Source organism: Flavitalea plasmicola (assembly GCF_030546645.1).
Classification (GTDB): domain Bacteria; phylum Bacteroidota; class Bacteroidia; order Chitinophagales; family Chitinophagaceae; genus Puia.
The window spans coordinates 1,135,390-1,147,711 of record NZ_JAUOTO010000002.1; the positions used below are offsets into that span (position 1 = coordinate 1,135,390).

Annotated in this window: 8 protein-coding genes; 3 read left to right on the forward strand and 5 right to left on the reverse strand. The window is 49.2% G+C overall.

The window, feature by feature from the left end; genetic code table 11:
• Position 1: 1 nt before the first annotated feature.
• From Q4E93_RS09805 to Q4E93_RS09815, 3 genes are all read right to left on the reverse strand, one after another.
• Positions 2-2,572: a GH116 family glycosyl hydrolase gene (locus tag Q4E93_RS09805; RefSeq protein ID WP_303584723.1), complete on the reverse strand. Its 2,571-nt coding sequence runs from the start codon at positions 2,570-2,572 to the stop codon at positions 2-4.
• On the reverse strand, positions 2,556-3,593 hold the full coding sequence (locus tag Q4E93_RS09810; RefSeq protein WP_303584725.1) for a LacI family DNA-binding transcriptional regulator: 1,038 nt from the start codon (positions 3,591-3,593) through the stop codon (positions 2,556-2,558). The genes Q4E93_RS09805 and Q4E93_RS09810 overlap by 17 nt, the downstream gene beginning before the upstream one ends.
• Before the next feature lie 182 nt (positions 3,594-3,775).
• The gene (locus Q4E93_RS09815; RefSeq protein WP_303584726.1) at positions 3,776-4,744 is read right to left on the reverse strand and encodes a terpene synthase family protein; all 969 of its coding nucleotides are present in this window, start codon (positions 4,742-4,744) and stop codon (positions 3,776-3,778) included.
• Positions 4,745-4,946: 202 nt separating this feature from the next.
• On the opposite strand from Q4E93_RS09815, the gene Q4E93_RS09820 reads away from it, so the two are divergent.
• The 3 genes from Q4E93_RS09820 to Q4E93_RS09830 all read left to right on the forward strand — a co-directional run bounded on the left by Q4E93_RS09820 (position 4,947) and on the right by Q4E93_RS09830 (position 10,645).
• Positions 4,947-5,747, forward strand: a complete 801-nt coding sequence (locus tag Q4E93_RS09820) for a hypothetical protein (RefSeq protein WP_303584727.1) — start codon at positions 4,947-4,949, stop codon at positions 5,745-5,747.
• 197 nt (positions 5,748-5,944) lie between these two features.
• The gene (locus Q4E93_RS09825; RefSeq protein ID WP_303584728.1) at positions 5,945-8,950 is read left to right on the forward strand and encodes a SusC/RagA family TonB-linked outer membrane protein; all 3,006 of its coding nucleotides are present in this window, start codon (positions 5,945-5,947) and stop codon (positions 8,948-8,950) included.
• Between the two features lie 12 nt (positions 8,951-8,962).
• The gene (locus Q4E93_RS09830) at positions 8,963-10,645 is read left to right on the forward strand and encodes a RagB/SusD family nutrient uptake outer membrane protein (RefSeq protein ID WP_303584730.1); all 1,683 of its coding nucleotides are present in this window, start codon (positions 8,963-8,965) and stop codon (positions 10,643-10,645) included.
• Between the two features lie 129 nt (positions 10,646-10,774).
• Here Q4E93_RS09830 and Q4E93_RS09835 read toward each other — a convergent pair whose 3' ends face one another.
• Both Q4E93_RS09835 and Q4E93_RS09840 read right to left on the reverse strand, forming a co-directional pair.
• Positions 10,775-11,305: a dihydrofolate reductase family protein gene (locus Q4E93_RS09835; RefSeq protein ID WP_303584731.1), complete on the reverse strand. Its 531-nt coding sequence runs from the start codon at positions 11,303-11,305 to the stop codon at positions 10,775-10,777.
• Between the two features lie 370 nt (positions 11,306-11,675).
• Positions 11,676-12,257: a dihydrofolate reductase family protein gene (locus Q4E93_RS09840; RefSeq protein ID WP_303584732.1), complete on the reverse strand. Its 582-nt coding sequence runs from the start codon at positions 12,255-12,257 to the stop codon at positions 11,676-11,678.
• Positions 12,258-12,322: the final 65 nt, after the last annotated feature.

Below are 12,322 nucleotides of genomic sequence, written 5' to 3' on the forward strand. Positions count from 1 at the left end.
TTTAAGTGGTTTTAATATTTTTAACGTCGATAGTACCGTAAACCACCTTCACAGTCACCTTTCCCTCGTTTACGATCACATTGCCAAAACCCGTGGCCGTGGAGATAAAAAAGCTGGCATTCCCTGACCTCGCTTTTATATAGAGCGTCTTATCCACAGCATCATAACGTACGCCACTGAACGCTTCCAGCAGGGCATAGCTGGACATGGCCCGGGCATACCAGTGCCCGCATTCGTATTCATCAAAAGGATTGCGTACGGCGCCGTCGTATCGTTCCCGGCAGGTACGCACAATGTCCAGACCTTCCGCGATACGTCCTTCAAAGATCAGGTGGGAAGCTACCTGGTACTCAATGCCCGTCCACACTTCGTCGCTGTATACGAAAGGCAGCGAAAGTTTGCCCCCCCTGGGCCAGCTGCAAAGCAACAATCCTCCCTCATTCCCGATGGCGTAGCCCGGACGTTGCGGGTTACTATGGTCCGTCAGGTCTTTCTTCAGGTTGTATTTATAAACGGAAAGCAGATGACTTTTTACCTTGGCGGCGTCCACGGGCTCCGGAAGGCCGCAGACCCTGGCGATCCAAGACCCCAGCACACCATCGGAAAGACAGCCTTCGCCATACTGGTATTTAGGTCCTTCCCGTTGCAGCAGCTGTACGGCCTCTGCGGAATAGCCTCCTCCAAAAGACACTTTTGCAGCCGCCACAGGATCGGGAGCGCTGAGGCCTGTCCAACGTATCCTTTGAACAAAATATTCGCCATTATATAGTTCCTTTTCCATGTACCGGCGGCCCTTTGCGAACAGCTCCTTATAGAGGGATACATCTTCTCCAAGATAATCACCCATTTTACCCATTGCTTCCAGGGCGCCGAGATAAAAGCTGGTCGTCATACCTCCCGGCCCCCAGAACTCGATGTCATAGGTATTATGGTGCGGTTCTTCCACCGCGCCGTCATGACGGGGGTCCCAGGTCCGGATACAATAGTCCAGGCTCGCCTTTACGCGGGGATAGAGCTGGCGCAGCCACGCGCTGTCGCCACTGATCCTCCATTCCCGGTAGATTTTCATGATGCCGCCCAGCTGGCCGTCACTGGCCGCATGAAAGGTATGAGCGGCCGGCCGGATGGGAAGGGAGGTCCGGAAGATCTGATGGCCATCCGCATTCTGGCTCTCCCCGAATTCAGTTTCACGAAGGCTTCTCTCCAACGACGGGAACAGATGGGAAACGGCCTGCGCATAGTTCCATACATGCGTACACGAGCCATGGCAGCTGCCCCAGGAGTCACCACAGCCTTCCCAGGCCCAGAACCTGCCGTCATACTGCCTTAGCACCGTAGGTGATTTCAGGATGGTGAGGTTGGCGGCAATCGCTTCTGTCACTTCCGGCGGCAGGCTGCTCTTATAAAAGGCGTCCCTGAATAATGCCGAGTGCTGACGGAGCTCCTTATAATGTTCCAGCCAATAGTCAGCCACGGCATTTATATCCTGGAACTTGCTGCTGTACCAGGGCTTATGGTAGGGGGAAGGCAGGTCCCGGGAAGCGTCCCGTACCATGCTGTCCTTCTTACTCGCGGGCTCGTCGCCAATGCGCATATGCGTGTCCGGTACATACCAGGCCATAAGAAGAACGATCTTTTTTTCTTCACCCGGCTTGAGTGTGAAAGGGACAAAAAGAGAGGCCCCGGGGGCATCCTTTTCCACCGGATCTGTTTGCTGCAGTTTGCTCTTTTCAATATTGTTCCAGGCCATGGTGAAAGGGTCCCACCACCCACCCCGGAACCAGCAATGGTCCACCTTTACATCCGGTTCGGAAGTAAAGATGGCAAAATCGCCCCGCTTTTCCGGAGCGTTCCGGCCCGCATCCTGGGATAGGATAAATCCCTGCCGGATAGACCGGATATGGTTAGCCGCGGCTCCATCCTCCTGATCATTGGGAAGGGACATAAAATTCCTGGCATTGTAAGAAAATACATATTCCATCGACTGCTTGCCCGTGTTGCGAAAAGTATATTCAAGGGCGCCCGCGGGCAGACTGGAATTGTCTGCATCCGTAGGTATAAAAGGGCTCCAGCCCGTGATATGTACTTCCAAAGGCAGTGCTGCATCTTTCAGCGTGATCTCTCCGAAAGGGAAGCGGGCGAGGAACTCCGCCTCCCGGAAACGCGGCAATCCCCATGTCATACCGGGCGTGCCTAATCCTGACTCCCGTTGCCCGAATTTTTTCCATGCCGGCACCGGCCCCTCCAGGACCCGGGCGCTGCCAGGCAGCTGCCGGATGGAGATCGCCGCAAACATAGCCGGCTCATTGAACATTTCCGGGTTGTTACGGACAGACATATGTGAGATGGCACCCGTACCTTCCAGGCAGAACATGCCTGCGCCGATGCCGCCGATGGGAAAGGCCACCTGCTGAAGGTTTGCGCCTTTATAGGTCCCATTGAAAATGTGCCCTTTCTTCACCGGGGTTGCCGGCTTAACCGCCCCGCCCGTCTGGGCAAAGCCAATCGTTACATTTGCTGCGAGTGCCACGACAACCGGCAGCCGCAAACATTTTCTACTGATCAGTTGCATAAGTCTTGTTTTTAGTGCTTTCCCGGATGATCAGCCTGACATCGACGATGACCTCCTTCGGCGTAGCAGGTTGGCTGGTAGCTATGCTTTCCAGGGCCAGTCTAACGGCATGCCTGCCGATATCATCCAGGGATTGTCTGATATAAGTGATAGGAGCGTAAAAGAAGTCGAAGGCGTCAGCTTCGTCAAAGCTGATAACAGCCAGCTCATCGGGTACTTTTATATTCATCCGCATGATCTGCCGGATACCCTGGATGGCCAGGGAGTTGGTAGCAAAGAAAAAAGCATCCACGGCCGGGGCCGGCAGCAGCAGCTGCTGCATTCCCGTAGCCGCCTCCTCCTCTATGTGATGATAGGAGGCACGGACCAGCCAGGACGCCTGGAAGTCGATGCCATTATCTCTCAATGCATCCTTATAGCCCCCGATACGATCGGCAATATGCTGCATCCCCGTATCATAAGCCAGCATGGCGATGCGGCTGCGGCCTGTCTTTATCAGGTGTTCCACCGCATCATAGGCGGCACGGTAATTATCTATACGAACACAATTCGCCTGGATATCCGAAAAGTAGCGGTCGATCAAAACAAAGGGAACATGTTTTTCCTGCAAGGCTTTCAACTGTGGCTCCGTGAACTCCGCAGGAGCAATGAGCAGCGCATCCACCTGCCTGTTGAGCATTGCATCCAAGATAGCCTGGGATTTTTCAACGTTCTCGTCGTTGCTGCCGAAAATGACGGTGTAACCGGATCTTTTCGCCTCGTCCTCGATGATACGGGCGATCTGTGAAAAGAAAGGATTGGATATATCGGCGACGATCAGGCCCAGCGTATTGGTTTTTCCGCTTTGAAGGCTTCGGGCAATCAGGTTGGGACGATAATGAAGTTCGGCGGCCGCCTGCCGGATCTTTTCTGCCATTTCTGCGCTTACCCGGCCGGCCTTATTGTTCAGGACATAGGATACCAGGGCCGTGGAAACCCCCAGATGGCGAGCAATATCTTTGATGGAAACCTTCCTTTCCATGACGGAAAGTTCTGGTTAAACGTTTAAACAAGCAAATTTTCTTTCCTTTTGGGCAAAAAAAAATCCCTACAGATATGCAGGGATGCACTAACTCAGTACCATAACCATTAAACCTTATCCTATTAGTAACCTAAAGATAAGAGGACAAACAGGAATATTTTGTAGAACAAATACTACAAATTCTAATTCATATGTATATGTGGATAACGTGTGGTTTCACGGGTGCTCCAATCCACGTGTCCCTTCATCTGGTAGCCCAATGCTTCGATGTATTTTTTCAACATCTGGTTGGTAGGTCCGTCAAAAATAAATATCCTGCGGGTCAGGTCGATGAACTCCCGTACCAGTTCGTCGTGGATAGTGGCCGTTTTGTGAATGGCTTCATCCATGCTGATCCGGTATTTGTTTTTAAGTACGATGACAAGGTTGTACTCGCCTTTATCTGCTTGAGACAGATCCTTGCTGAGGGAATAAAGGTCGTTTGACACCGACATGATATGACGGCTTGTCTCCGTTAGTTTCTTTACGAAAGGGTGTTCGTATATATTATCGCCGAGAAAGATCTTCCCGGTCACTTCAAGACAGTCGGTAGAGAGATGCGTTGCGCCCAGGTATTGCCTGATGCTCATATATTCATCGAAGTCGGGCTGTATCCCGCTGATCATGTGCCTGAACTGCCAGGCCAGTCCACGAAACATTACTTTGATCCCATTGATGAATTTGAATTGCCAGTTCTTACTGGTATGCTCGGTCATACGTCGCCAGAAATCGCATAGCGCAGCCACCAATGGGCCGTCTTTTTTAAGACGGTGTTTTTTATCACGCTCCAGGATCTCCATCAACTGACTTTCGAAAGTCATATAGGCATCCTTGCGCTTGAAAATATCCGCTTCATTGAATATATCATCTACGATAAACAGCAGCGTGAGGAAGTCACACCAGTTACAGATGTCCGTATAGTCTCCTTTGGGGAAGCTTCTTGAAATGAACAATGGATAGCGATACGCCCGGACCCGGCAAAAATCATCAAAGTCAGGTGTCAGCTGGTATTCCAGTATCCATTGGTGGGTGTGAGCCTCGATCTCTTCATGCCGGGGATGGATAGCACCCGGGAATGGGCAATATAATGCCGGGATGGGATAAAGATTCATAAATAGGAAGGTTTAATCATAGTAAAATTACTTATTAAGTGCTACCCTTCCAGCATCGTAAATATTTACATTGACCTATTCCCTACAGCAAACCCTATACGTCGATCGCATATATAATTTTACATATATCATTTAAAATGAATATCTTTTACTTGCTTTTCTACGATGCTCACAACTTCTTTAACTTTTAAAATTTGCCATTATGAAACATTCCAACAAGTTCATTTCGATGTTTATCTGTTGCATTGCTGCCCTTGGTTCCATTATTTGTTCTCCGGAAAGGCTTTGTGCCCAGAACCGGGCTATCACAGTGTATCAGTACCGTCATGTCCCCGGCGACAAAACAGAGGAATTCATCAAGAGGGAAACGACCTATTGGAGCAAGGTCGCCGAAAAAGCCGCGAAAGATAAAACCATGACATTTTGGGCGCTGCTGGAAAAAGTAGGTGGATACGACCTGCCTAACTCGTCCAATTATTTATTCATCAACACCTTTCCGGATATTGACAAAGCACCGTCTGTATTTAGTGACGTAGAGACCGTTGCCGGCGTGAAAATGGCAGATATGGAAACCTTTTCAATGTCCACAGTAACCAGCGAGTTCTATCTGCATGATGAAAATTGGGCGCAGGATGCAAAAGCAGCGCCTGAAAAAGATTTTAATTACGTGGTAATGAATTATCACAACACCAACTACGCCGACAGCCTGATAAAATTGGAAAAAGTTTACTGGCAACCTTTTATCCAGAAGGCAATGGATAATGATCAGACCCCTCAAACGGCATGGGGTAACGCGGTGGTGCTCGCACCATTGGGAGATGATATAAAGTTCACCACCGTTTCATATGATCTGTACAAAACCTTGCAGGACGCATTGATGCCCCATTGGGATCCAAAAACCGTTTTTCCCGTCAAAGGACTGGGAATAATAAATAAAACAGAAGTAAGCAGGCGTGGGATTGCCGTTTACAAGGTTATAAAAGTGGTAACGGCGCCGGATTAAATTATATAATGAATTATCAACATGCAACCAGGGGGCGGAAACTAAGCAATTAATGGACAACCAGGTGTTTGGATTTGTTATCAAATTATTTCAGTATCATTACCCTACTGTTATTTAAGTGTAAACCCGGTGTAAACCGGGAACACTAAATATCTTCGCGCCGCTAATCTATTTTCTATCTCACAAACCAAAACACCATGACAAAACGAAGACTTGTCAGATTTTCAGCCCAATGGCTGTTTTTGATCCCACTGCTAGCATTGCATTCAGCTTATGGTTTTACAAACACAGAAAAATTCAGAACAGGGTTTTCTCCATTTCAGTCAGCATTAAGAATAACGGGAAAGGTTAGTCAGCCTGACGGCCAGCCTTTGGCAGGAGCTACCGTGTCCGTCAAGGGCACTCAGCAGTCGGCCACTACCGATAAAAATGGCAATTTTAGTATCACCGTCCCTGATGCAAATGCCACACTTGTTATTTCTTTTGTAGGATTTGCCACCCGGGAATTGCAGGTAGGCGACAGGTCACAGATCGATGTCACCCTGCAATCGGCTTCCACCGAACTTACGAATGTGGTGGTCATGGGTTATGGCACACAAACGAAAAGAGATGTCACCGGGGCCGTAAAATCACTGAAAACAGAGGATTTCAACCGCGGAGTGGTAACGTCTCCGGAGCAGTTGATCCAGGGAAAGGCTGCAGGCGTGAATGTCACCTCCGCCAGCGGAGAACCAGGGGCATCCATAGGTATTTCCATAAGGGGCGCAGGCGGCATCCGAACGGGGAATACCCCTCTTTTTGTCATCGATGGATTACCCCTGGACAACTCGACCACAGGCGGAGGTGATCCGCTGAACTTCCTGAATGCGGCGGACATCGTGTCCATGGACGTATTAAAGGACGCTTCCGCCACCGCCATTTATGGCTCCCGCGGGGCCAACGGCGTCATCATCATTACGACTAAAAAAGGGCGGGCCGGCTCTTCTCAGCTTTCGCTTTCCACCAGCCTGGGCGTTTCAAAGATGGCCAGGGCGCTGCCCGTCTATAGCGCCGACGAATTCCGGAAGATCGTTCCCCAGATCGGCGGCACACTGGATGATAAAGGCGGTAACACCGATTGGCAAAAGCTTATAACAAGGACCGCCCTTACCCAGAATTACAATATGGGTCTCAGCGGGGGCTCGGATAAATTGACCTATTACGCATCTTTCAGTGCACAAAAGCAGGAGGGTATTATTAAGAAGAATACATTGGACAGGTACACGGGCAGATTTAATGCCACCCAGAAATTTCTGGACGACAGGGTAACCATCGATGCCAATCTGAACTATTCGGCTACGAAGAATGTTCGCCCCCCTTTTGGAATCGGCGAGGCATTGACGAATAACCCTACCTATCCTGCATATGATTCCGTCGGCAAGCCTGCCGTATATAACAACCTCAGCAATCCCCTGATCTATTTCAACCTGGATCAGGATGTTGCTACCATCAACCGTTTTGTAGGCAATCTTTCCCCGTCGGTGAGGATTTTCAAGGGACTGGTCTACAAGCTAAACTTCGGTATTGACAATTCCACAGGCACCCGGAATTATCAGAGCCTGGCCAGCGCCACGCCCTCCCGGCCTGGTCAGTTGGAGACCGTTTATTCCATCAACAGGAATACCCTGATCGAGAACTACCTGACCTGGACATACACTAAGTCGGTGCATAATCTCTCAGCACTGGCCGGATATTCTTATCAGAAGTTCTTCATTCAAACACGGGACTATCTCACCACCAACTACCCTGTAGGGAATATTCAACCTATTTATGATCCCGGCACCGGGCAGCCGGCGGCTTCCTCGAATAACAGCGCCAGCGGTACCGCTACGATCAACGAACAGCAATCCTTTTTCGGGCGCGTGACCTATCAATACGATAATAAATATCTGGCTACAGTAAATTTCAGGGCCGACGGATCCACCAAGTTCGGCAAGAACAATAAATATGGCTATTTCCCCTCTTTCTCTCTGGGATGGAACATCACGGAGGAAGATTTCATGAAGCAATCAGACCTTTTCAGCAATTTAAAGCTCCGTGCAGGATGGGGCAGAACGGGTAATCAGGAAATACCGGCTAAGAAAACCCAGCCACTGTTTACTTCGTCAACCGCCACCTATCCCCTGTATGCCGCTGGCAATTACCCCCCAAGTTACACCTACGTCAGGGTCGCCAATCCGGATCTTCAGTGGGAATTGTCCGATCAAACGGATGTCGGGCTGGAATTTGGGTTATTAAAAGGCAGCTTGACTGGAACAGTCGACTATTTCAGGAAGAGCTCCAATCATATTCTGCTGAAAGGGTTCCCCGCTGATCCGGTGCAGCCTGCACAGGAATATTGGTCGAATATAAAAGACATGACCGTCGACAATAATGGTCTGGAAGTGGAATTAAACTATGCAAGAAAAATCAGCAAGGATATGAGCTTCTCGGTAGGAGGCAATCTGACCAGCATCCATAATGAGGTAAAGCATTCACCCCGCACTGTTATTCCAACAGGGTCGGCACAGGGGTCCGGCCTGACGTCCTCACCTCTTAACGGATATTTAAATGGCTATCCCATCGGATCGTTTTATCTATTAAAGTACATCGGTATCGACAGTGCCGGTAAGAGTAAATATGAAGATCATGATAAGGACGGTAGCATTACCGACAAGGACAGGCAGGTTTTGGGTTCGGGGCTGCCCAATTTATTGTATGGTTTTTATGGCAGTTTTGGTTTCAAAGGTCTTTCCCTTCAGGTGAATTTCAATGGCGTCTCTGGCAATAAGATCTATGATAATACAGCCAATACCAATTTTTACAAGGCAAGATTGGCAAAGAGCTCAAATACCACCAGCGCCGCCGCTGCTGAGCCAAAGGAAAGTATCAGTAACTCCGCCCCGATAAGCAGCAGATATCTTAAAAGTGGCAGTTACCTTCGGCTGAATAACGTTACACTGGGATATGACATCAATACCAAGGGGCTGGGCATCGACAAATGGGCAAAAGCCATACGGGTTTCCCTTACAGGACAAAATTTATTTGTCGTGACGCATTATGATGGATTCGATCCGGAGGTCAATACAGACAGGAGCGATGATGGGGTCTCCTCCTATGGCATCGACTATAACAGCTATCCCAAAGCAAGAACCTTCCTTATTGGTATTAATGTAACCCTCTAAAAAGAACAGAAAATGAAAAAAAGATCGATAAAATATTTCATCTGCTTTATAAGCCTTGCGGTATTCGGTTGTACGAAATTAAACGAGCAGGTGTTAGATGAATCTTCCGTTTCAGGCCTCACGGACAGGCAGCTGGCAGAAGGTATTATTGCTCCTGCATATAATGTATTGCCCGATATTTTTCTGCATACCAGATATTTCACGCTGCAGGAAATCTCCACCGACGAAGCTATTTTACCATTCAGGGGAGGTACGGATTGGGGAGACAATGGTATCTATCTTTCGATGCACAGGCATGAGACGGTGAGCACCGACCCTAATGTGCAAAACACCTGGACCTCCATCGTGACGGGATTGTCCAGGTCTTTGACCGCCATCACCTCGCTCAAGACGAATAAAGATGCCAGCGCCCCCCTATTCTTGGCGGAAGCAAGAGGTATAAGGGCTTACTATTCCTTATTGACGCTTGACCTTTTCGGTGTAGTATTTATTAAGGAAGACCCAAACGCAACGTCAAAAGTGGTGAAAGGTGATGAAGCGGTGAAATACATCGAATCGGAGCTGCTGGCCGTCGAACCGGTTTTAGATAATACCACAGGTCCAGGTCGCATCACCAAGGCGGCTGTCTGGGGATTACTGGCTCGTCTGTATTTGAATGCAGCTGTTTATCGCGACCGTTATGCCGCATCCTTTACTTTCCGGAGTGATGACATGACTAAGGTGATCGATTATTGCAATAAGATCATTTCTTCCACTGACTATAGCCTGGCGCCTGAGTACTTCTCTATATTCAGCAACAATAATCACACTAATAAGGAGCTGATCTTTGCGGTGGATCAGCGCCCCGATCTGATCAACAGCCATAACAGGATGGCTTACTTCTCTTTATCCGGGGACCAATTCCCCTTGCCGGCATTTACGAGCGCGAATGGTACAGATGGCCCGGCGATCACCCCCGATTTCTATGAGACCTGGGCAGCTGCCTATACGCCCACCGACCCTGCGCTAGCCGATCCCAGGTTCTACAAGGAGAACCTCCCGCAGGCTGACGGATGTGTGGACGCTGCGAATTTCAACATCAATCGCGGCATCCTGAGAGGACAGCAATATGGATTGACCAAAGATGCAAACGGCGCATTCATCAAATGTCCCGATGGGAAACTGCAGGTCAGTAAATTGTATAATACCACCAGAAGCAAGCCTACCCTGCCGGTGAATTTCACTGAGCAGGTAGATTATTCCACTGCCGGAAGTGATTACAGCACCGGATACAGGGTGGAGAAATATGAGTTCAGCAAGAGCTCCAACACCGGAAGGAATAAAGGCGAAGCCGATATCGTCATTTTCCGCCTGGCCGATGCCTACTTAATGAGGGCCGAAGCAAAGCTTAGGGGAACGAATGATGCCACCGGCGCCCTGGCGGATGTAAATATTGTCAGAGCAGCCCGTACAGCCACCACGCCTGCAGCGCCATTGACATCCCTTGATCTGGACCTTTTGTTCAGAGAAAGAGGCTTTGAGTTTTATTGGGAAATGCTAAGGCGTACCGATATGATCCGTTTTGGGAAATACGAAGGTACCTGGACGGAAAAAACCAATGCGGACAAGACGAAAAGATTGTTTCCCATCCCGCAGACTGCCGTTGATGCCGCGTCTAACCTGCCGGGCTATCTCCCGCAGAACGACGGCTATTAAGACGATATTCATATAAGTTAGGCCTGAGCGCCGCGAGCTGCCTTGGTTTACGTAGATGTAGGCCAGGGCAGTTTTCTTTTTGCCTGATTCTTGTAGTGGTCCGCAGACAGATACTAATGCGCGGGCGAATTATTTTCTTATTTCGTACCACAGTTCCACCATCCCGCTTTTGTACGCGGTCACGTCTTTCAGGTGCAATTTTTCCTCCTGTCCCAGGTGGTCAAAAAACAGCGTCCCCTCGCCCAAAATAACAGGCATGACTGACAACCTGATCTCGTCCGCCAATTTTGCACGAATGAATTCTTTCGCAAGCTTAGCTCCGCCAACGAGCCAGACATTCCTGTAGTTTGGTTTCAGCCGCTGGTTCACCAGTTTGTTCAGGTCGCCTGCATAAATTTCAATGTTCTGTCTTTCAATTGGAAGGTTCCTGTGCGATACAACAATGGTGGGCGTATCTCCATACGCCCACCCATACGATCTTGAAAGCTCGAGGGCGTGCTCGTATGTCCGGGAGCCCATTACATAGCAGTCTATTGTTTTAAGGAATTCAGTAGTATCCTGTTCGGTAAGTCCTTTTCCTTTCTCGTAGTGGTCAGCTGTCTCAAACCACGAAATGCTGTTGTCTTTTTTGGCAATAATGCCATCAAGACTTGAAACCATGTGTATCGTTAGGATCATAACAATAAATTACTTAATATTTCCCTTCATTCATTGAACTGCTCGATCGCTTTTCGTATTTCCTTTCTTCAATAATCCAAATGCCTTGGGATTGCCCCGCATCAGGTTGGCCAGGTTGTCCATGGTTATTTCAGTTCACGAAAAGGAAAGGGCAAATAAGGCCAGTTGTATTTTCATAAAAAGAGGGCTTGAAAGACCTAAAATAATATATTTCCCTTTAAACTTAAAACTCTTGCAATCAACTAACGGGTCAACCCGCAATTTTAAAGTCGGGTAAAGTTTTACGTTTGGAATAAATTAACGCCCAATGTCGGATCTGCCGGGGCGACCGATAACATTAACCTTATATATCTTACGCCGGATGATAAGTGTGTGCTGCAACTCCCCCGGGGAAAGACTTTACATCCGCCAACTTCAGGTAATGCGGCATTGCAAGGTCGGAGAAGATTGGCATACCCGAGCCCAGTGCGACGGGATGGATGAACAGGTGATATTCATCGATGAGACCAGTTGCTATGAGGCTCCGCATAAATCCCGCGCCGCCATGTGCTAAGATCGGTTTCCCCTGACCGGCTTTGAGTTCCCTGATCCCCTCGGCAAGATCGCCTTTAAAAACCCGTGCCTCGGCCCAGGAAGCCGCGGCAGGCGACTGCTCCGCGCCTGGCAGGGTCCCGGCAAATCCTTTTTTGGTAAAGAGGGCCTTGGGGATCTCGTTCATCGGCGCGGCAAAAGCATTGGTCGCAGTGGGCCAGTAAGAGGCCATAACCTGAAAGGTCTTGCTCCCCATGATATGCAGCCCTGCCGTGCGGAACAACCCGACAACGCTGGCCGCTGACGCCTCATCCCCCGTCTTGAAGATCCAATCATTCTCGCCGTTGGCGCCGCTTACAAAACCGTCGATCGAGATCGACATCTTCATCATCAACTTTCGCATAACTGTAGATTTTTGTTTCTCAAATGTAGCGCGCATTTTCCGCGCTCACGGTAGGATAATACGAC

What these genes read in the sequence shown, in the direction of transcription:
- Q4E93_RS09805 (WP_303584723.1), bottom strand. Translation starts at nt 2,572, where the DNA reads ATGCAACTGATCAGTAGAAAATGTTTGCGGCTGCCGGTTGTCGTGGCA.
- Q4E93_RS09810 (WP_303584725.1), bottom strand. Translation starts at nt 3,593, where the DNA reads ATGGAAAGGAAGGTTTCCATCAAAGATATTGCTCGCCATCTGGGGGTT.
- Q4E93_RS09815 (WP_303584726.1), bottom strand. Translation starts at nt 4,744, where the DNA reads ATGAATCTTTATCCCATCCCGGCATTATATTGCCCATTCCCGGGTGCT.
- Q4E93_RS09820 (WP_303584727.1), top strand. Translation starts at nt 4,947, where the DNA reads ATGAAACATTCCAACAAGTTCATTTCGATGTTTATCTGTTGCATTGCT.
- Q4E93_RS09825 (WP_303584728.1), top strand. Translation starts at nt 5,945, where the DNA reads ATGACAAAACGAAGACTTGTCAGATTTTCAGCCCAATGGCTGTTTTTG.
- Q4E93_RS09830 (WP_303584730.1), top strand. Translation starts at nt 8,963, where the DNA reads ATGAAAAAAAGATCGATAAAATATTTCATCTGCTTTATAAGCCTTGCG.
- Q4E93_RS09835 (WP_303584731.1), bottom strand. Translation starts at nt 11,305, where the DNA reads ATGGTTTCAAGTCTTGATGGCATTATTGCCAAAAAAGACAACAGCATT.
- Q4E93_RS09840 (WP_303584732.1), bottom strand. Translation starts at nt 12,257, where the DNA reads ATGCGAAAGTTGATGATGAAGATGTCGATCTCGATCGACGGTTTTGTA.